General features: G+C 57.6%; 21 protein-coding genes. 3 read left to right on the forward strand and 18 right to left on the reverse strand.

Features of this window, described 5'->3' with window-relative positions; all coding sequences use genetic code 11:
- Positions 1-197 precede the first annotated feature (197 nt).
- From KFS80_RS16275 to KFS80_RS16300, 6 genes are all read right to left on the reverse strand, one after another.
- Positions 198-536: a phage holin family protein gene (locus tag KFS80_RS16275; protein ID WP_053117676.1), complete on the reverse strand. Its 339-nt coding sequence runs from the start codon at positions 534-536 to the stop codon at positions 198-200.
- 529 nt (positions 537-1,065) lie between these two features.
- Complete coding sequence (locus tag KFS80_RS16280) at positions 1,066-1,803, reverse strand: XRE family transcriptional regulator (RefSeq protein ID WP_053117672.1); 738 nt, start codon at positions 1,801-1,803, stop codon at positions 1,066-1,068.
- Positions 1,804-1,878: 75 nt separating this feature from the next.
- Entirely contained in the window at positions 1,879-2,061 is a 183-nt protein-coding gene (locus KFS80_RS16285; protein ID WP_212545325.1) for a hypothetical protein, read from the reverse strand.
- A 51-nt stretch (positions 2,062-2,112) separates the two neighbouring features.
- A complete protein-coding gene (locus tag KFS80_RS16290) occupies positions 2,113-2,493 on the reverse strand; it encodes a DUF1090 domain-containing protein (RefSeq protein WP_212545326.1) in 381 nt (126 codons plus the stop codon).
- Between the two features lie 638 nt (positions 2,494-3,131).
- A complete protein-coding gene (locus KFS80_RS16295) occupies positions 3,132-3,623 on the reverse strand; it encodes a hypothetical protein (RefSeq protein WP_212545327.1) in 492 nt (163 codons plus the stop codon).
- The gene (locus KFS80_RS16300) at positions 3,590-4,318 is read right to left on the reverse strand and encodes a winged helix-turn-helix domain-containing protein (protein WP_212545328.1); all 729 of its coding nucleotides are present in this window, start codon (positions 4,316-4,318) and stop codon (positions 3,590-3,592) included. The genes KFS80_RS16295 and KFS80_RS16300 overlap by 34 nt, the downstream gene beginning before the upstream one ends.
- Positions 4,319-4,527: 209 nt before the next feature.
- Between KFS80_RS16300 and mutS the strand changes: the two genes are divergently transcribed.
- Both mutS and fdxA read left to right on the forward strand, forming a co-directional pair.
- Positions 4,528-7,098 carry a DNA mismatch repair protein MutS gene (mutS, locus tag KFS80_RS16305; RefSeq protein WP_212545350.1) on the forward strand — a complete coding sequence of 857 codons (2,571 nt, stop codon included), beginning with the start codon at positions 4,528-4,530 and terminating at the stop codon, positions 7,096-7,098.
- A gap of 163 nt (positions 7,099-7,261) precedes the next feature.
- A complete protein-coding gene (fdxA, locus tag KFS80_RS16310; protein ID WP_008077096.1) occupies positions 7,262-7,585 on the forward strand; it encodes a ferredoxin FdxA in 324 nt (107 codons plus the stop codon).
- A 681-nt stretch (positions 7,586-8,266) separates the two neighbouring features.
- On the opposite strand, the gene rpoS is transcribed toward fdxA, so the two are convergent.
- The 8 genes from rpoS to KFS80_RS16350 form a co-directional block, all read right to left on the reverse strand.
- Entirely contained in the window at positions 8,267-9,193 is a 927-nt protein-coding gene (rpoS, locus tag KFS80_RS16315) for an RNA polymerase sigma factor RpoS (protein WP_371925982.1), read from the reverse strand.
- A 190-nt stretch (positions 9,194-9,383) separates the two neighbouring features.
- On the reverse strand, positions 9,384-10,253 hold the full coding sequence (locus tag KFS80_RS16320) for a peptidoglycan DD-metalloendopeptidase family protein (RefSeq protein WP_212545329.1): 870 nt from the start codon (positions 10,251-10,253) through the stop codon (positions 9,384-9,386).
- Between the two features lie 212 nt (positions 10,254-10,465).
- Positions 10,466-11,101 carry a protein-L-isoaspartate(D-aspartate) O-methyltransferase gene (locus tag KFS80_RS16325; protein WP_172680082.1) on the reverse strand — a complete coding sequence of 212 codons (636 nt, stop codon included), beginning with the start codon at positions 11,099-11,101 and terminating at the stop codon, positions 10,466-10,468.
- 41 nt (positions 11,102-11,142) lie between these two features.
- Complete coding sequence (gene surE / locus KFS80_RS16330) at positions 11,143-11,892, reverse strand: 5'/3'-nucleotidase SurE (RefSeq protein ID WP_008081730.1); 750 nt, start codon at positions 11,890-11,892, stop codon at positions 11,143-11,145.
- Positions 11,880-12,938: a tRNA pseudouridine(13) synthase TruD gene (truD, locus tag KFS80_RS16335; RefSeq protein WP_212545330.1), complete on the reverse strand. Its 1,059-nt coding sequence runs from the start codon at positions 12,936-12,938 to the stop codon at positions 11,880-11,882. The genes surE and truD overlap by 13 nt, the downstream gene beginning before the upstream one ends.
- Complete coding sequence (ispF, locus tag KFS80_RS16340) at positions 12,935-13,408, reverse strand: 2-C-methyl-D-erythritol 2,4-cyclodiphosphate synthase (RefSeq protein WP_212545331.1); 474 nt, start codon at positions 13,406-13,408, stop codon at positions 12,935-12,937. The genes truD and ispF overlap by 4 nt, the downstream gene beginning before the upstream one ends.
- A 44-nt stretch (positions 13,409-13,452) precedes the next feature.
- Complete coding sequence (fghA, locus tag KFS80_RS16345; RefSeq protein ID WP_212545332.1) at positions 13,453-14,298, reverse strand: S-formylglutathione hydrolase; 846 nt, start codon at positions 14,296-14,298, stop codon at positions 13,453-13,455.
- Positions 14,299-14,363: 65 nt separating this feature from the next.
- Positions 14,364-15,476 (reverse strand): S-(hydroxymethyl)glutathione dehydrogenase/class III alcohol dehydrogenase, encoded by a 1,113-nt coding sequence (locus tag KFS80_RS16350; protein WP_007908835.1) that lies wholly within the window; start codon positions 15,474-15,476, stop codon positions 14,364-14,366.
- 116 nt (positions 15,477-15,592) lie between these two features.
- Between KFS80_RS16350 and KFS80_RS16355 the strand changes: the two genes are divergently transcribed.
- Positions 15,593-16,489 carry a LysR family transcriptional regulator gene (locus tag KFS80_RS16355; RefSeq protein WP_212545333.1) on the forward strand — a complete coding sequence of 299 codons (897 nt, stop codon included), beginning with the start codon at positions 15,593-15,595 and terminating at the stop codon, positions 16,487-16,489.
- 131 nt (positions 16,490-16,620) lie between these two features.
- On the opposite strand, the gene ispD is transcribed toward KFS80_RS16355, so the two are convergent.
- From ispD to kdsA, 4 genes are all read right to left on the reverse strand, one after another.
- A complete protein-coding gene (gene ispD, locus KFS80_RS16360; protein ID WP_053117650.1) occupies positions 16,621-17,328 on the reverse strand; it encodes a 2-C-methyl-D-erythritol 4-phosphate cytidylyltransferase in 708 nt (235 codons plus the stop codon).
- Positions 17,325-17,603 (reverse strand): cell division protein FtsB, encoded by a 279-nt coding sequence (gene ftsB / locus KFS80_RS16365; RefSeq protein WP_003222158.1) that lies wholly within the window; start codon positions 17,601-17,603, stop codon positions 17,325-17,327. Before ftsB ends, ispD begins: the two co-directional genes overlap by 4 nt.
- 171 nt (positions 17,604-17,774) lie before the next feature.
- Positions 17,775-19,064 carry a phosphopyruvate hydratase gene (gene eno, locus KFS80_RS16370; protein ID WP_007908839.1) on the reverse strand — a complete coding sequence of 430 codons (1,290 nt, stop codon included), beginning with the start codon at positions 19,062-19,064 and terminating at the stop codon, positions 17,775-17,777.
- A gap of 156 nt (positions 19,065-19,220) precedes the next feature.
- Complete coding sequence (gene kdsA, locus KFS80_RS16375; protein ID WP_008081720.1) at positions 19,221-20,066, reverse strand: 3-deoxy-8-phosphooctulonate synthase; 846 nt, start codon at positions 20,064-20,066, stop codon at positions 19,221-19,223.

The following is a 20,066-nucleotide window of genomic DNA, read 5'->3' on the forward strand; positions in this document are numbered from 1 at the left end:
GGGGTGTTCCAAATTATGAAACTGACCACAGGTCACTGTAGGAGTGAGCCTGCTCGCGATTGCGGTGGATCAGTTAGATGAAGTTCGACTGTGGCACCGCTATCGCGAGCAGGCTCACTCCTACAAGGGATTTGCGGCGTTTTCAGGTCAGTCTTAAGCAGCGACTTCAGGACTGAGGTGCTGTAGAAAATGCAGAGTTACTGCGGATCGCGCGGCGGAATTTCGCAGACGCCAATCCGCTTCGCCGCCCAGCGCTCATAAAGTCCGATCGCCACATCGGCCCCGGCCATCGCAGTCAGGCAACCAAAAGCGCCAGCCGCCCAGATCGACATGCCAGCGGCATACAGCAGCATGATTGCCGAGACACCGCAGATCATGCAGGCGCCGGAGCGCAGGGCCAGGCGGCGCATCAGCGACCAGCCACGGGCGCCCTCTTTGTCAGCGCGCCACATTTCGCCGGACACCCCGCCCACCACGGCAAGGAGGATGACCAGCCAGATCGGCATGTCTGCCAATGCTTGTTGCTCGTTTGTCATGTCACGCCTCCTTGAGGATTTGATGAGTGATGTGAGTTGGGTTCAAACGGTTTCTCTTGAGGCAGGCATTCCAAAAAGCCCGGCAGTCAACCGCCAGGCTTTTCAGTAATGCGCTCCTTCGCCTTCCTTCAATTCCTGAAACCCGGAAGGAAGCTGACTTTTCGGCGCTACTGGCGCGGTACGAGTCCATTCAGATTGTTTTTCCGACCGCGGTCCCTGCCCGCCGGATAACTGCTTCTGGTGCTTTACGCTGCACACCCGGGTCAGTTGCCAACCCTCTGAACCGTTGAGGCCGGTTCATCGCTGCCTGTTCTTGTCGAACTAAAGAGCTTGTCTTGCCAGCCGCTTTGTCGAGCGGCTTGGTGACAAGAATATGCATGGATGCATATACAGTCAATGCATAAATGCATTTATTTATGCGCTAGAAATGCGTTAATGCATGAGAAGCCGCGTGGTTAAAGCCGCTGGTGGCTTTTTCGAGGCGAAAAAAAACCCGCCGAGAGGCGGGTTTTATCTGACGGCGATCTGCTTATCGGGCGTACATGCCCCACCAGAAGACGTGACCAATGATGACGATCTGCTCTTCCTGGATTTCCTGGAAGCTGTAGTCCTCGTCCGGATGTTCGTCGCGATTGAAGCTGCGCAAACGGATACCGGTGGGCAGGCGATAGAGTTGCTTCACCCGCAATTGACCGTTGTGGTTGATTGCATAAAGGTCGCCATCGATGATGTCGCCGATGCCACATTTGCCGGCGTTGACACCGACGGTGGCGCCGTCACGCAGCACCGGCAACATGCTGTTGCCGCGCACGGTCACGCATTTGGCCTGGTCGAATTGCACACCGTTATGGCGCAAGCTGCGCTTGCCGAAGCGCAGACTAGAGCGCTCGCTCTCTTCCACGATGAATCTTCCTGATCCAGCCGCCAATTCAACCTCGCGAAGAAACGGTACCGACACCTCGTCATCATCGACCGGTGTGTCGTCGTCCCACAGGCTTATGTCCTTGAGTTCCGCGTGCACATCGTTGTTGCGCGCGCCAGCGCTCGCCGGCGGCGCATCCGCGCGCCCGCGCAACAAGTCGGTGCTCACGGCGAAGTACTCGGCGATCTTCGAGATATGTTTATCCGAGGGATCGACGATCTTCCCGCTGAGAATTCGCGAGAGAGTGGATTGCGGCACGCCGGTGCGACGGTGAAGCTCCGTGGGGGAGATCCCGTGCTGATCAAGCAGTGCTCTTAAGACGGTTGCTACGTTGCGTTTTTGCATAACGCGCATAGTGCTTGAAGTTTTACCTCAAGACAAATGCCGAATTGCATAAAAGGCGCATAAAAAATGCATAAATCAAGGTTTAACGCGTCGAGCCGCCGCGTTGGCGCGTTTGATCCGATCATTGCGCGCCTTTTTGTCGTAATCGTCTTTGGCGCCCATGATGCCACCGGCGGCGTGTACCCAATCGGTGGCGGTGCAGCCGGTGAGCAAAATGGCTGAGGTAAAGATTGAAGCGAAGATCACTGCGGTTTTCATTTGAAGGTTTCCTGAGGGCATTGCCACATACATCGTTCACAACGGCGGCTGTTATTCATCCACAAGCCGCTGCAATTTTTCCTCGGCGCGTTCGAGCCTGGCTTCATGCTTCTTGATGACTTTCACATCGCCGTACTGACGCGCTGCTTTCAGATGGTTTTGTCGGCGCCGCACTTCGGCTTCGGCCTTGCGAATCGCTCTTGAATGATCATCCTCGGCAGAGGGCTCTCGGCAATAACGCTCGACATTGGCCAGCGCCTGCTCAAGTCCGGCCTGGCGATAAACGTTATCCGCCGCTTCTGCACGGTCTATTTGGCGGATAATTTCAGCGCGGCGCTCGGCGCAACCTTGTCGCGAGTCGGCGAATGAGTTTTCAATGATAAATACGCCGCTGACTGCGAGGGACAGACTGCAGAAAAGACTCAGTTTCATGAGGCATACCCCAAGTAACTTCTCTCGCCATAATGCCCACGGAGATAACTGACGCGAGACCAGGCATCGCGACAATTCAAGTTTCTTTGTATCGCAGTTAATGCTGCCATGACCATGTCGCGACAACGTGCCTTGCACATCGGAAAGTGTTCAACCATCCACGCCATCGGCACATAAACATGATCAAAACACAGCAATACCGGGATCCGTTCTGACAGTGTGGAAATACTTACCTCTTTTTCTTTCCCACCCACCGCCGCCGCAACAAACACAGTGCCTTGTCTATTTATCGCAATTGATCGTTTCCAGACTGGAGCCTGAACGCCACAACTACTGCGCACGCAAAACCAGAGCATGTATAAAACCCCTCAACACTCTAAACATCGTCACATTCTTCAAGGCAATAAAAACAGCCGAACTGCGCGGACTCTTCGGTGCCGTCGCAGAGGCTGTTGGCTTGAATCGCTTCCTTTGTAGGAGCTGCCGAAGGCTGCGATCTGTTGATCCTGATCTTCTTAAGCAAGATCAAAAGATCGCAGCCTTCGGCAGCTCCTACGGGGAATGACATTAACAATGTGGGGCTGTCGTGGCCTTACTGGCGTCTTACTCAGTCTTACTTAGTCGCGCCGGGGGCTGAGTCAGCGAGGAACGTGACAGACACCATTGATCAGGTTGTTGATGTTGTAGTAGTACTCGGCATCGGAGAAGTAATTGAACGTGACCATACCGCCTTGAAAACCTCGTTCCATAAACGGCAGCTCATCTCCAGCGGTATCTGCGTCGAATTTCACTACTGAACGGGTTTTGAACAGGAACCTTGAAGTGTCCAGATGCGTCAGGGCAATGTCGAACTTTCGATCATAGGTAAAAACTTTCCCCTCTGGCGTTTTCACTACGTAATACACATAGAGAGCGCCTTCCTTTGGATCAATCGTCATATCACCGACACCATGCCAGCGAACTTTGTGATCATGGGTATGGACGAAGTCGATAGAGGCAAAACACGGTGCACGTGGAATATCACGATTTATCACGTAGTAATACCTGACCACCAGTCCACCGAAAATCAACACAGAGGCGATTGCCATCAATGCGATTATTTTTTTCCAACGAGCTGGTAATTCACGCATATGGCCTCCCCTTTACTTTCAGGCTTGACGCACTTGATCAATAACTGGGAGAGCGGCTTTCTTACATAATAATTTATGTCGGATAACACAATGGGCGGTTCAAACTCGCCGAGTGCTTTTACAATTTCGTCCTTGGACATCTTTTCACTTTCTTCCACGTACAACTGCGCATCACCGTCTTGCCAGATGAGTTTCCACTCTTCCAGGTCGGCTGGTTTTTTAAACATCAGGTAGGCGTAAAACAAAGGAAGCGCGATAGCCGGTACAACCAATGCAGGCAGCAGAAAACGCCAGTAGCGGCGCCGCGGCTTCGTCACCGAGATGACCGCCGGCGCTGCCGGTGCGGATTCAGGCACCTCTGCGCTGATCAAACGGATCTCACACAACAGCACAACGCCCCGGCGCGGCAACGTCTTGAGGCTGTCACGCGGCAAACCGACATCAGCAAAATGCGTGCGCAGCATGTGCAGCGTCTTGTAATAACTGCTGTCGGAAATCACCAGCCCGCGCTCGCCCCAGACCCGCGAAATCAGCTGCTCCTTGTCCGTCACCCCGGCAATCAACGCCAGCAACAGATCACTCTCATTACTGCCCAGAATGACCGACTGCTGCGCCCGAGTGAGGGTCATTTTTTCTGCATCGTAGTAACAATCGCTCGATGACGATCCCGAGCCGATGCCTTCAGACTGTTCCACGCCGCTTCCTCAACTGACCTTCAACCCACGAACTCCGATGATTCGATAGCTTTTCGGCACTATAGGACACAATGCCAACCCGAGCGGCGGCGCGTTGCTGCATCCACCTCAAAAAAACTTCATACTCCGCCCACTGAATCAACTCAGGGGCCAGCACCTCTGCCCCGACACATTTTCTCGGTATAGCTAAACCTCTGATGAATAAAGCAATTTCAGATCTGTCCTCCCACACTCCGATGATGCAGCAATACTGGCGGCTGAAGAATCAGCACCCGGATCAGCTGATGTTCTACCGCATGGGCGACTTCTACGAGATCTTCTACGAAGACGCGAAGAAGGCTGCCAAGTTGCTCGACATCACCCTGACCGCGCGCGGGCAGTCGGCGGGGCAGGCGATTCCGATGTGTGGAATTCCTTACCACGCGGCGGAAGGTTATCTGGCGAAACTGGTCAAGCTCGGCGAATCCGTGGTGATTTGCGAGCAGGTCGGCGACCCGGCGACCAGCAAGGGTCCGGTTGATCGTCAGGTCGTGCGGATTCTCACGCCGGGTACGGTCAGCGACGAGGCGCTGCTCGATGAGCGCCGTGACAACCTGATCGCCGCGCTGTTGGGAGACGAGCGTCTGTTTGGTCTGGCCGTGCTGGACATCACCAGCGGCAACTTCAGCGTGCTGGAAATCAAGGGTTGGGAAAACCTGCTGGCGGAACTGGAGCGCGTCAACCCGGTTGAATTGCTGATCCCGGATGACTGGCCACGCGATCTGCCAGCGGAAAAACGCCGTGGCGTCAGCCGTCGTGCGCCGTGGGATTTTGAGCGCGATTCGGCGCTGAAAAGTCTCTGCCAACAGTTTTCCACTCAGGATCTGAAAGGCTTCGGTTGCGAGAATCTGACGCTGGCCATCGGCGCTGCCGGTTGCCTGCTGGCCTACGCCAAAGAAACCCAGCGCACCGCCCTGCCCCATTTGCGCAGCCTGCGTCACGAACGTCTCGATGACACCGTGGTGCTCGACGGCGCGAGCCGTCGCAACCTCGAGCTCGACACTAACCTGGCCGGTGGCCGCGACAACACTTTGCAATCGGTGGTTGATCGTTGCCAGACCGCAATGGGCAGCCGTCTGCTGACGCGTTGGTTGAACCGTCCCTTGCGCGACCTGACCGTGTTGCTGGCGCGCCAGACCTCGATCACTTGCCTGCTCGATCGCTACCGTTTCGAAAAGCTGCAGCCACAGCTCAAGGAAATTGGCGACATCGAGCGGATTCTTGCGCGAATCGGCCTGCGCAATGCCCGTCCTCGTGACCTGGCCCGCCTGCGCGACGCCCTCGGCGCCCTGCCTGAGCTGCAAGTGGCGATGACTGATCTGGAAGCGCCGCACCTGCAAGGTCTGGCGACCACCACCAGCACTTACCCGGAACTGGCGGCGCTGCTGGCCAAAGCCATCATCGACAACCCGCCGGCGGTAATCCGTGACGGCGGCGTGTTGAAAACCGGTTACGACAGCGAACTCGACGAGCTGCAATCGCTGAGCGAAAACGCCGGCCAGTTCCTTATTGATCTGGAAGCCCGCGAGAAGGCCCGTACCGGCCTGAGCCACCTGAAAGTCGGCTACAACCGCATTCACGGCTACTTCATCGAATTGCCGAGCAAGCAGGCCGAGTCGGCGCCAGCGGATTACATTCGCCGGCAAACCCTGAAAGGCGCCGAGCGTTTCATCACGCCTGAGCTGAAAGAGTTTGAAGACAAGGCGCTGTCGGCCAAGAGCCGCGCCCTCGCCCGCGAGAAAATGCTCTACGAAGCGTTGCTGGAAGACTTGATCAGCCAATTGCCACCGTTGCAGGACACCGCTGCTTCCCTGTCCGAACTGGACGTGCTGAGCAACCTCGCCGAGCGTGCGCTGAACCTTGATCTGAACTGCCCGCGTTTCGTCAGCGAACCGTGCATGCGCATTACTCAGGGTCGTCACCCGGTGGTCGAGCAAGTGCTGACCACGCCGTTCGTGGCCAACGACCTGAGCCTCGATGACAACACGCGCATGCTGGTGATCACCGGCCCGAACATGGGCGGTAAATCCACTTACATGCGTCAAACCGCCTTGATCGTGCTGTTGGCGCACATTGGCAGCTTCGTGCCGGCGGCCAGCTGCGAACTGTCGCTGGTCGACCGCATCTTCACCCGGATCGGCTCCAGCGATGACCTCGCCGGTGGCCGTTCGACCTTCATGGTCGAGATGAGCGAAACCGCCAACATTCTGCACAACGCCACCGAACGCAGTCTGGTGCTGATGGACGAAGTCGGTCGCGGCACCAGCACCTTCGACGGCCTGTCGCTGGCATGGGCGGCGGCTGAGCGTCTGGCGCATCTACGCGCGTACACGCTGTTCGCCACTCACTACTTTGAACTGACCGTGCTGCCGGAAGCTGAGCCGTTGGTGGCCAACGTTCACCTCAATGCGACCGAGCACAACGAACGCATCGTCTTCCTGCACCACGTGCTGCCGGGGCCTGCCAGCCAGAGCTACGGCCTCGCGGTGGCGCAATTGGCCGGTGTGCCAAGCGAAGTGATCGTGCGTGCCCGCGAGCACCTGAGCCGACTGGAAGAAACCGCGTTGCCCCATGAAGCGCCGAAACCGGCGGCCAAGGGCAAACCGGCGACGCCGCAGCAAAGCGATATGTTTGCCAGCCTGCCGCACCCGGTTCTCGATGAGCTGGCTAAACTGGATCTGGACGACCTGACACCACGCCGTGCGCTCGAAATGCTCTATGCCCTGAAGAACCGGATATAAGCACTGAAGAAGCGGATATAACGCAAACGGCTTCAAGCTGTTAGAATCTCGCGCGGTTTGGGATGCTGCTGGCTAATAGCCTGGCCAGCAGGTATCGCTCCCGAACCTGGCGACCCCAACCGTGAAGGGGCAACGCTGCCGCCGCCTGAGGAGAAAATTAGAAATGACCTTCGTCGTCACCGACAACTGCATCAAGTGCAAGTACACCGACTGCGTAGAAGTCTGTCCGGTGGACTGCTTTTACGAAGGCCCGAACTTCCTGGTGATTCACCCGGATGAGTGCATCGACTGCGCCCTGTGCGAACCAGAATGCCCGGCCGTGGCCATTTTCTCCGAGGACGAAGTTCCGGAAGAGATGCAGGAGTTCATCCAGCTCAACGTTGATCTGGCTGAAATCTGGCCAAACATCACCGAGAAGAAAGAATCGCTGCCGGATGCCGAAGAGTGGGATGGCGTCAAAGGCAAGATCAAAGACCTCGAACGCTGATCTGTCACGCGCTCGAATAAAAGGCCCCTTGCGGGCCTTTTTGTTTTTCCGGGTTTTACTTTTCTGCGGACAAAAAAAGGGGCGGTTTGACCCGCCCACATTTTTTCCCTAATCCCTGTATTCCTTTTCATCGTCCTGATGAATCGCATCCTGCGATGTCCATTCCCTTCTTCCTTGAAGGGTGTGTCTGTCCGTCGACACAACCTGAATACTAGAGGGTTCTGCGGCGGGGGCAATCGGCCTTCGGTGCCGAAAGCGTTTGTCATAACCGCTTCATATTTCAAAATAAGCTTATTAGTCAGCAGGTTAGTGATCGTCGACTGACTGAATGGGCGTCTGCCGAACTGTAAAAATAACGAACACCTACGAAAGAGTAAGCCAAGGCTTACAGCAGCACACTACAAACCCTCCCCCTGTAGGAGCTGCCGAAGGCTGCGATCTTTTGACCTTGATTTTAAAAAGCAGAATCGAAAGATCGCAGCCTTCGGCAGCTCCTACAAAAGCAACAGCAACAGCAACAGCAACAGCAACAGCAACAGCAACAGCAACAGCAACAGCAACAGCAACAGCAACAGCAACAGCAACAGCAACAGCAACAGCAACAGCAACAACATCAAAAGTTGCAGGCAACAAAAAGCCCCGAACCAGTCGGGGCTTTTTGCGGGCGGTCGTGTGAGGCGCTTACTGGAACAGCGACTCGCTCGACAGGCCATTCTTCTCAAGGATTTCGCGAAGGCGCTTAAGGCCCTCTACCTGGATCTGCCGCACCCGCTCGCGCGTCAGGCCGATCTCCAGGCCTACATCTTCCAGCGTGCTGCTCTCGTGGCCGCGCAGGCCGAAGCGGCGAATCACCACCTCGCGCTGCTTGTCGGTCAGTTCCGAGAGCCATTGATCGATGCTCTGCGACAGGTCGTCATCCTGCAGCAGTTCGCATGGATCGGTCGGACGATCATCCGTCAGGGTGTCCAGCAGGGTTTTATCCGAATCCGGACCCAGCGAGACGTCGACCGAAGAAACCCGTTCGTTGAGGCCGAGCATGCGCTTGACCTCGCCCACCGGTTTTTCCAGAAGGTTGGCGATTTCTTCGGGTGAAGGTTCGTGGTCGAGTTTTTGCGTCAGCTCGCGTGCAGCCCGCAGGTACACGTTGAGCTCCTTGACCACATGAATCGGCAACCGGATGGTCCGGGTCTGATTCATGATGGCGCGCTCGATGGTTTGACGAATCCACCAGGTGGCGTAGGTCGAGAAGCGGAAGCCGCGCTCGGGGTCGAACTTTTCCACCGCGCGGATCAGTCCGAGGTTGCCCTCTTCGATCAGATCCAGCAGCGACAGGCCCCGATTGACGTAACGCCGGGCGATTTTAACCACCAGCCGCAGGTTACTTTCGATCATGCGCTTGCGTCCGGCAGGGTCGCCACTTTGCGACAAGCGCGCAAAATGAACTTCTTCTTCCGGAGAGAGCAATGGGGAAAAGCCGATTTCGTTGAGATACAGCTGCGTAGCATCGAGTGCCCGCGTGTAGTCGATGTACTTATGCTGTTTGAGTGTCGCAGATTGTCTGGATTTGGAACGAACGGAAGGCGGTGCAGCCCCTTCATCATTCGACATCGAAGAATCCGAATCGATGCCGGCCTCCATAAGGAGAACCTCATCGTCGATGTCAAACTCCGGCACTTCTTTACTGAGAGCCATTGTTATAGTCCTTTGGTGAGTTCGACCCCAAGCTCAAGCGACGCCTTTATCCTTGGCAACGCTGGAGCCTGTCCCCTCTACGCGACGGAACAGGCTGGATGACAAATCAACGTCGTGGCAGGAACTGCAGTGGATCTACAGGTTTACCTTGGCGGCGAATCTCAAAATGCAGTTTCACCCGGTCTGTACCCGTTGACCCCATTTCGGCAATTGTCTGTCCGACCTTGACCTGCTGACCCTCCCGAACCAACAGCCTGCGGTTGTGACCGTAAGCACTGACGTAGGTTTCGCTGTGTTTGATGATGACTAATTCGCCGTAGCCCCTTAAGCCACTCCCGGCGTAAACCACCGTCCCATCAGACGCAGCTAAAACAGGCTGTCCCAAATCCCCGGCGATATCAATTCCTTTATTCAAACTACCGTTTGAAGAGAATTTTCCAATGAGAATGCCATTAGATGGCCATCCCCAGCCGGTCGGGGCCGGGCCTGCAGGAGGCATCGGAGCGGGGATTTGCTTATTCGCGACGGACGGTGCAGCGCCCGTAGAACCGGTGGTTGTGGTGGTCGTCGTGCCATTCGCCTGGCGCCGGATTACCGTGGTTTTGCTCGACGAAGAAGGCGAAGAACTCGAGTTACTTACCACCGCGCTCGACGTTGAACCGGTGCGCCCGTCAAAGCGAATTGTCTGACCCGGATGGATCGTATACGGCGTAGGAATATTGTTCCGGGCGGCGAGGGCTTTGTAGTCCCAGCCGTAGCGAAAAGCGATCGAAAACATCGTATCGCCCGGACGGACTACGTACTGCCCGGTCGTCACTGTCGGACGCTGGGCGACCGCCTTGTTGCGATCGACGACACTCACGTTGCTCGATTTGGTGCTGGAGCAACCGACCAGCAAGGTGCTCAAGACAAGGCCAGTCACCAGGCGCTGAAAGCTCGTGTTACCCATACGCTGCGCAATGACTGTGAGACTCACCCGCCGCTCCCTTTGTGGTGGCTGAAAAATTTGGAATGCCGGATTTCGGCATGAACTGTCGCAAGTATAACGGGCAGATTCGGCTTTACCCTTAATGAAGCGAAATCGCTTCGCGCACACGTTTGCCAGCTGGCAATACGCTACGTTTAATCCGCTATCGCCGGTGTAAGACCGGAGCCGTTGAAAGGAATTCAACAGCAGCGAACAAATGCTCAGGCCAACGGCCCGTTGAGCAATGGAACGAAGCGCACCGCCCCCAGAACGTGACGGGAAAAACCGTTTTCTTCACGCACGATCAACAGCAATTGCTGAACTTCGCCGGAGCCAACCGGAATCACCATGCGCCCGCCCGGGGCCAATTGATCCAGCAAGGCTTGCGGCACATCGGTGGCCACGGCGGTTACGATAATGCCGTTGTACGGCGCCAGAGCCGGCCAGCCTTCCCAGCCATCGCCCCAACGAAACACCACATTGCGCAGGTTCAGCTCGACCAGACGTTCCTTGGCCCGATCCTGCAAAACCTTGATCCGCTCAACCGAAAAAACTCGCTCAACCAGTTGCGACAACACCGCCGTCTGGTAACCGGAACCGGTGCCGATCTCCATCACTTTATCCAGCGGCCCGGCCTCGAGCAGCAGCTCGCTCATGCGCGCCACCATATAAGGCTGGGAAATGGTCTGGTTGTGGCCAATCGGCAGTGCCGTGTCTTCGTATGCGCGATGCGCCAGCGCTTCATCGACGAACAGATGACGCGGCGTACGGCGAATCACTTCGAGTACCTTGGCGTTCGACACGCCTTCTTCATACAGACGCTGGATCAGGCGTTCCCGCGTGCGCTGGGAAGTCATGCCGATGCCGCTGCGCAGTCTGTCGTCGTGTTCGCGAGCCATCAGCGCAGTCCCTCCAGCCAGCCGTCGAGACTTCTGAAGGCATCGTTGAAGGTGCGATCAAGCTGCAACGGGGTGATGGAAACGTAGCCCTGCATCACCGCATGGAAGTCTGTGCCCGGGCCGCCGTCTTCGGCGTCGCCGGCGGCAGCAATCCAGTAACCGGCCTTGCCACGCGGATCGACCACTTTCATCGGCGCCGCCGCCCGAGCGCGATGGCCGAGACGGGTCAGCTGAATGCCGCGAATGTGATCGATTGGCAGGTTGGGAATGTTCACGTTGAGCACCGTGCGCGGCGGCAGATCGAGCCCGGCGTGGGCCTCGACCAGTTTGCGCGCGAAGTACGCCGCTGTCGGCAGATTATCCACCTGACGCGAGACCAGCGAAAAAGCGAACGACGGACGTTCGAGGAAGCGCCCTTCAAGGGCCGCTGCCACGGTTCCGGAATACAGCACATCGTCGCCCAGATTGGCGCCGAGATTGATCCCCGACACGACCATGTCCGGCTGGCGTTCCAGCAAGCCATTGAGGCCCAGGTGCACGCAGTCGGTCGGTGTGCCGTTGAGGCTGATAAAACCGTTGGCCAGGTATTGCGGGTGCAACGGACGGTCGAGCGTCAGCGAACTGCTGGCGCCGCTTTTGTCCTGCTCCGGGGCGATAACCACGCATTCGGTGTAATCCGCCAGCGCAGCATAAAGCGCGGCGAGACCGGGTGCGGTTACCCCATCGTCGTTAGAAATCAGAATACGCATGGGCTGTCCGTCTGCCCCACCGGCACCAGATCAACGAGCTCGCGCACCAATACGGTGGCAAAGCATCCGGCCGGGAGGACGAATTCCAGTTGCAGAATGTCAGGCTGGGGATAATGCCACGTCAACCCGCCAATGGGCAGCCGCAGGATGCGACGCTCGTGGCTCATGCCGGCGTGAATCAACCAATCGCGCAGCTCCGCTTCGCGCGCGGCAATCCCCTGCTCCAGTTCATGGACAACGCCTGCGGTCGGCGAGTCACCTTCGCCCCACTGCGGGCCGGTCGGATGCAGATCGAGAATCGCCAGACGCGGGTCGCTGCATTCAGCTTCACCGGCGGGGAAAAAGCTGCGACTGTCGGTAAACGCGAGCAGATCACCGACTTGCGCTTGCTGCCAGGTGCCATCGGCCACACGCGCCGCCAACACCTGATTGAACAGAAAACTACGCGCCGTCGACAGAAGTCGCGAACGCACGTTGCGCTGCTCCGGCAAGGCTTTGCGCGCCGCCCACCCACGCGCATCAACAACGTTACCGCCGTCATGGCCGAAACGCTGGGCGCCGAAATAATTGGGAATGCCTTGCTGGGCGATCAGTTGCAAACGTTGTTCGATCGCGTCTTTGTCGCCAGCGAACTGGGTCAGGCGCAAGGTGAAACCATTGGCCGAGTGTGCGCCGCGTTGCAGCTTGCGCTTGTGGCGCGTGGTCTTGAGGATCTTCAGCGTGTCGTTTTCCGCCGCCGAGAGATCCGGATCAGCCTTGCCCGGCAATTGCACGCTGAACCACTGACGGGTCAGCGCCTGCCGATCCTTGAGGCCGGCATAGCTGACGGTGCGCAACGGCACGCCGGCAGCCTTGGCAATACGCCGTGCAGCTTCTTCAGTGTTGAGGCCACGTTTTTCGACCCAGATCCACAGGTGTTCACCGTCGCCGCTGAACGGGATGTCGAGGACTTCATCAACCTGAAAATCTTCAGCGATGGCTTTCAGTACCGCCGTGCCGAGGGGTTCGCCATAGGCACGCGGGCCGAGCAGTTGCAGTTCATTCATGCGCGCAGCAACAAGGCAACGGAGTGCACGGCGATGCCTTCTTCGCGACCGACAAAGCCAAGCTTTTCGGTGGTGGTAGCTTTCACGTTCACTTGATCCAACTCAACTTGAAGATCCGCCGCGATCAGCGCGCGCATCGATTCGATATGCGGGGCCATTTTCGGTGCCTGGGCAACGATGGTGTTGTCGACGTTGCCGACCTTCCAGCCTCTGGCGTGGATCAGCGCGACCACATGACGCAGCAGCGCGCGGCTGTCGGCGCCCTTGAATTGCGGGTCGGTGTCCGGGAAGTGTTTGCCGATATCACCCAGCGCCGCAGCACCGAGCAAGGCATCGCTCAAGGCGTGCAGCAGGACGTCACCGTCGGAATGAGCGAGCAGCCCGAAGCTGTGTGCAATGCGCACGCCGCCCAGAGTAATGAAATCGCCGTCAGCGAAACGATGCACATCATAGCCGTGGCCAATACGCATAAAAAAAACGCCCCGATTTTTGTCAGGGCGTGATTCTACCCGCATTAGCCCTTGAGGGCGCGTGCATGATGTTGCAAGTGGTCGTCAATGAAGCTCGCGATGAAGAAATAGCTGTGGTCGTAGCCCGGTTGCAGACGCAATGTCAGCGGATGGCCCACTTGTTTTGCCGCTTGTTGCAGGGCTTCGGGTTTCAGCTGTTTTTCAAGAAAGTCGTCGCGATCACCTTGATCAACCAGCAGCGGCAATTGTTCATCCGCTTCAGCGATCAGTGCGCAGGCATCCCACTCTTTCCATTTCGAACGATCCTCGCCCAGATAACGCGAGAATGCTTTCTGCCCCCACGGGCAATCCATCGGGTTATTGATCGGCGAAAAGGCTGACACCGATTGGTAACGTCCCGGGTTGCGCAACGCACAAACCAACGCACCGTGGCCGCCCATGGAGTGGCCGCTGATGCTGCGTTTATCCGACGCGGGGAAATGCGCTTCAACCAGTGAAGGCAATTCCTGCACGACATAGTCATGCATCCGATAGTGACGCGACCACGGCTCCTGCGTGGCATTCAGATAGAAGCCGGCACCGAGACCGAAATCCCAGGCGCCATCCGGATCGCCCGGCACATCCGGGCCACGCGGACTGGTGTCGGGCGCGACGATGATCAGACCAAGCTCAGCGGCCATGCGCTGGGCGCCGGCCTTGTGCATAAAGTTCTCGTCGGTGCAGGTCAGGCCGGACAGCCAGTACAGCACCGGCAATTTGCCGCCCTGCTCCGCTTGCGGCGGCAGGTACACGGCGAACACCATGTCGCAACCGAGCACATCGGAGCGATGGCGGTAACGCTTGTGCCAGCCGCCAAAACTTTTCTGACAGGAGATGTTTTCCAGGCTCATGTAAAGACTCCTACGCGGTCACGGCAACACGCCTTCACGACGTGTCGCCATATCCCGGCGATTGATCAGAAATGAATGACGGTACGGATGCTCTTGCCTTCGTGCATCAGGTCGAACGCTTTGTTGATGTCTTCCAGGCCCATGGTGTGGGTGATGAACGTATCCAGCGGGATCTCGCCGCTTTGCGCCATGTCAACATAGCTTGGCAACTCGGTACGGCCGCGCACGCCGCCAAATGCCGAACCGCGCCAGACGCGACCGGTCACCAACTGGAATGGACGGGTGGCGATTTCCTGGCCGGCACCGGCCACGCCGATGATGACGGATTCGCCCCAACCTTTGTGGCAGCACTCAAGCGCGGCGCGCATCAGTTGCACGTTGCCGATGCATTCGAAGGAGAAGTCGACGCCGCCATCGGTCATGTCGACGATCACTTCCTGAATCGGACGATCGAAGTCTTTCGGGTTCACGCAATCAGTGGCACCGAGTTGCTTGGCGATCTCGAACTTGGCCGGGTTGATGTCAATGGCGATGATGCGCGCAGCCTTGGCTTTCACAGCGCCGATCACCGCAGACAGACCAATACCGCCCAGACCGAAGATGGCCACGGTGTCACCCGGTTTCACCTTGGCAGTGTTGAGCACTGCGCCAATGCCGGTGGTAACGCCGCAACCGAGCAGGCAGACCTTTTCCAGCGGTGCATCTTTAGAAATTTTTGCTACGGAGATCTCCGGCAATACGGTGTATTCCGAGAATGTCGAAGTACCCATGTAGTGGAAAATCGTTTCGCCCTTGTAGGAAAAGCGCGAAGTGCCGTCCGGCATCAGACCTTTGCCCTGAGTTGCGCGAATCGCCTGACACAGGTTGGTCTTGCCCGACTTACAGAATTTGCACTGACCGCATTCCGGGGTGTACAGCGGAATCACGTGATCGCCAACGGCAACCGAGGTCACGCCCTCGCCGATGGCTTCAACGATGGCGCCACCTTCGTGGCCAAGGATCGACGGGAAGATGCCTTCCGGATCAGCGCCGGACAGGGTATAGGCGTCAGTGTGGCAGACACCGGAAGCGACGACGCGCAGCAATACTTCACCGGCCTTGGGCATGGCGACATCGACTTCTACGATTTCCAGCGGCTTTTTGGCCTCGAAGGCAACGGCGGCGCGCGACTTGATCATGCTGACTCTCCAGTGAATCCAATGAATAAAAAAACCAGACAGCGAGTGTAGTTCAGCGCTGGCTGATGAATAATCCGGACAAATGCAAAATATTATTGCCGTACAGGGATAATCCAATGTCCGAGAACCGCTGGGAAGGCATCGACGAGTTCGTCGCCGTCGCCGAGTGCAGCCAATTCACCGCTGCGGCCGAACGCCTTGGGGTTTCTTCCTCCCACGTCAGTCGACAAATCGTACGACTGGAAGAGCGTTTGCAGACGCGTCTGCTCTATCGCAGTACCCGCCGGGTGACGCTGACCGAGGCCGGGCAGACGTTCCTCCAGCATTGCCAACGTTTGCAGGATGGCCGCGAGGAAGCATTGCGCGCGGTTGGCGACCTGACCAGCGAACCGAAAGGCATGCTGCGCATGACCTGCGCGGTAGCGTACGGCGAACGCTTTATCGTGCCGCTGGTGACACGGTTTATGGGGCTGTATCCGCAGTTGCGCATCGATATCGAGCTGAGCAATCGCCAACTTGATCTGGTGCATGAAGGGCTGGATCTGGCGATTCGGCTGGGTCGGTTACAGGACTCGCGATTGGTCGCGGCACGACTGGCACCTCGGCGCATGTACCTGTGTGCGTCACCGTCCTACCTGGAACGGTATGGACGCCCACACAGTTTGTCGGAATTGAGTCGGCATAATTGCCTGATCGGCAGTTCGGACATTTGGCAACTGGAACAGAACGGGCGGGAATTTTCTCAGCGGGTGCAGGGAAACTGGCGCTGCAACAGTGGGCAAGCGGTGCTGGACGCGGCGTTGCAGGGCGTCGGGTTGTGTCAGTTGCCGGATTATTACGTGCTGGAGCACCTGCACAATGGCGCGTTGATTTCGCTGCTGGAGGCGCATCAGCCGCCGAATACGGCGGTGTGGGCGCTTTATCCACAGCAGCGGCATTTGTCGCCGAAGGTGCGCAAGTTGGTGGATTTTTTGAAGGAGGGATTGGCTGAGCGGCCGGAATATCGGAGCTGAGTTATGCGTCGCTTGGGCTATCGCTTTCGCGAGCAAGCCCGCTCCCACATTTGATCGCAGTTACCTGTCGAACACGGTCAAATGTGGGAGCGGGCTTGCTCGCGAAGGCAATCTGACAAACGCCACAACACTCAGCGGCGATTCGCCCAACGCTGCCGCAACCACTCCAGATCTTCCGGCCGCGTCACCTTGAGGTTATCCGCGCGCCCTTCGATCAGTCGCGGTTTCAGCCCCGCCCACTCCATCGCTGACGCTTCGTCAGTGATCACGGCATCCGCGACCAGACTGTCCGCCAACGCCCGATGCAACGCCCCAAGACGAAACATCTGCGGCGTATACGCCTGCCAGATCACACTGCGATCGACGGTTTCAAGCACACGACCGTGCTTGTCGACCCGCTTCAACGTGTCGCGTGCCGGCACGGCGAGCAAACCGCCGACCGGGTCATCCATCAGTTCAGCAAGTAACTTGTCGAGATCATCGCGACTCAGATTCGGCCGCGCCGCATCGTGCACCAGCACCCAATCGTCATCATCGGCACCCTGCGCATGCAAGTGCAGCAAGGCATTGAGCACCGAAGCCGATCGCTCGGCCCCGCCGTCAACCCGCTGAATTCGCGAGTCGCTTGCGCACGCCAAGTTCGGCCAGTAAGGATCATCAACAGCAAGACTGACCACCAACCCTTGCAGGCTTGGGTGATCGAGGAAACAGCCGAGGCTGTGTTCGAGAATTGTGCGTCCGCCCAGTTGCAGGTATTGCTTGGGACGATCCGCGGCCATTCGGGCACCGACGCCCGCGGCAGGAATCACGGCCCAGAAGGCCGGCAGGGAATTGATCATTGGGCCAACTGGTAGAGGGTTTCGCCGTCCTTGACCATGCCCAACTCATGGCGAGCACGTTCTTCAACGGTCTCCATGCCTTTCTTCAGCTCGCTGACTTCAGCGTCCATCACCCGATTGCGCTCCAGCAGGGCTTCGTTCTCGGCGTGTTGATCAGCAATCTGCTGATTCAGCTCGGCGACTTGCGCCAGACTGCCATTGCCCACCCACAGGCGGTACTGCAGACCGGCCAGCAGCAAGAGCAAAACGAGAAACAACCAGTAGGGACTGCGCATCGAATATCAGGTATCCAGTGAAAAAAGACAGCCATGCCAAAACTTTGAAGCATCTGATAGCACGAAGCCTGGAAGATCCAGGCTTGTGCATATAAGGCATCAGATTAGTGGCAAATCCATCGCTGTCACGACTTTTCCGACACAATCCGGTGTCTTTTTACCATCTACGGCTTAACCGCGAAACTCGGAGCGACCGTTGTACTTGGCTTTGCCATTCAACTGCTCTTCGATACGCAGCAGTTGGTTGTACTTGGAAACACGGTCGGAACGGCACAGCGAACCGGTTTTGATCTGGCCAGCCGAGGTGCCCACAGCCAGGTCGGCGATGGTCGAATCTTCGGTTTCGCCCGAACGGTGCGAGATCACAGCAGTGTAACCGGCAGCCTTGGCCATCTGGATGGCTTCCAGCGTTTCGGTCAGGGTGCCGATCTGGTTGAACTTGATCAGGATCGAGTTGGCGATGTTTTTATCGATGCCCTCTTTCAGGATCTTGGTGTTGGTCACGAACAGGTCGTCGCCCACCAGTTGCACCTTCTCGCCGATCTTGTCGGTGAGGATTTTCCAGCCAGCCCAGTCGGACTCGTCCAGACCGTCTTCGATCGAGATGATCGGATAACGTTCGGTCAGGCCCTTCAGGTAATCAGCGAAACCTTCAGCGGTGAACACCTGGCCTTCGCCGGACAGGTTGTACTTGCCGTCTTCGTAGAATTCGCTCGCCGCGCAGTCCAGCGCCAGGGTCACGTCAGTGCCCAGCTTGTAACCGGCGTTGGCCACCGCTTCGGAGATAACTTTCAGCGCGTCTTCGTTCGAGGCCAGGTTCGGTGCGAAACCGCCTTCGTCGCCAACGGCAGTGCTCAGGCCACGGGCCTTCAGCACGGCTTTCAAGTGATGGAAAATCTCGGTGCCCATGCGCAGACCTTCCGAGAAAGACTTGGCGCCAACCGGCTGTACCATGAATTCCTGGATGTCGACGTTGTTATCGGCGTGCTCGCCACCGTTGATGATGTTCATCATCGGCACCGGCATCGAGTAAACACCCGGAGTGCCGTTGAGGTTGGCGATGTGTGCGTACAACGGCAGATCCTGATCCTGTGCAGCAGCCTTGGCCGCAGCCAGGGACACGGCGAGGATGGCGTTGGCGCCCAGGGTCGCTTTGTTTTCGGTACCGTCGAGCTTGATCATCGCGTGATCCAGCGCTTTCTGGTCGCTTGGGTCGGTGCCCAGCAGCAGATCGCGGATCGGGCCGTTGATGTTGGCGACTGCTTTCAGTACGCCTTTGCCCAGATAACGGCTCTTGTCGCCATCACGCAGCTCGAGCGCTTCACGCGAGCCAGTGGATGCACCGGACGGCGCGCAAGCGCTGCCGATGATGCCGTTGTCGAGAAGCACATCCGCTTCCACGGTGGGATTGCCACGGGAGTCGAGAACTTCACGACCTTTGATGTCGACGATTTTTGCCATTGTTGTAAACACTCCAAAGTTGACGAAAACGACGCAGCTAGAGGAAATCTTTTTACCGTCGGCAAGTGGTGTGCAGCGGGCAGCTTGCAGACGACAACGCACATGCCCGAGGGCATGTGCGACAAATCGTGCGGTACTTTACCGGAGAATTGAGTGTTACGCGGTTTCTACCGTCGGAAAACTCTTCACCAGTTCGTCCAAAGCTTTGAGCTGGGCCAGAAATGGCTCCAGTTTGTCCAGACGCAAGGCGCAAGGGCCGTCGCATTTGGCGTTGTCCGGATCAGGATGCGCTTCGAGGAACAGACCCGCCAGCGACTGGCTCATGCCGGCCTTGGCCAGATCCAGCACCTGCGCACGGCGACCGCCAGCGGAGTCGGAACGACCGCCAGGCATTTGCAGCGCGTGGGTCACGTCGAAGAAAACCGGGTACTCGAACTGCTTCATGATGCCGAAGCCGAGCATGTCGACCACGAGGTTGTTGTAGCCGAAGCTCGAACCACGCTCGCAGAGGATCAGTTGGTCGTTACCCGCTTCCACGCACTTGCTCAGGATGTGTTTCATTTCCTGAGGCGCGAGGAACTGGGCTTTCTTGATATTGATCACTGCGTTGGTCTTGGCCATCGCGACGACCAGATCGGTCTGGCGCGACAGGAAGGCCGGCAGTTGAATGATGTCGCAGACCTCAGCGACGACCGCGGCCTGATCAGGCTCGTGGACGTCGGTGATGATCGGTACGCCGAAGGCTTGTTTGATGTCCTGGAAGATGCGCATGCCCTCTTCCAGGCCAGGGCCACGATACGAATGCACAGAAGACCGGTTGGCCTTGTCGAAACTGGCCTTGAACACGTAAGGGATACCGAGTTTTTCGGTGACCTTTACGTACTCTTCGCAAACCTGCATGGCCATGTCACGGCTTTCCAGCACGTTCATGCCGCCGAACAGCACCATGGGTTTGTCGTTGGCAATCTCGATGTCGCCGACGCGGATGATCTTCTGTGCCAT

Origin of the sequence: Pseudomonas rustica (assembly GCF_018336155.1) — a bacterium.
Classification (GTDB): domain Bacteria; phylum Pseudomonadota; class Gammaproteobacteria; order Pseudomonadales; family Pseudomonadaceae; genus Aquipseudomonas; species Aquipseudomonas rustica.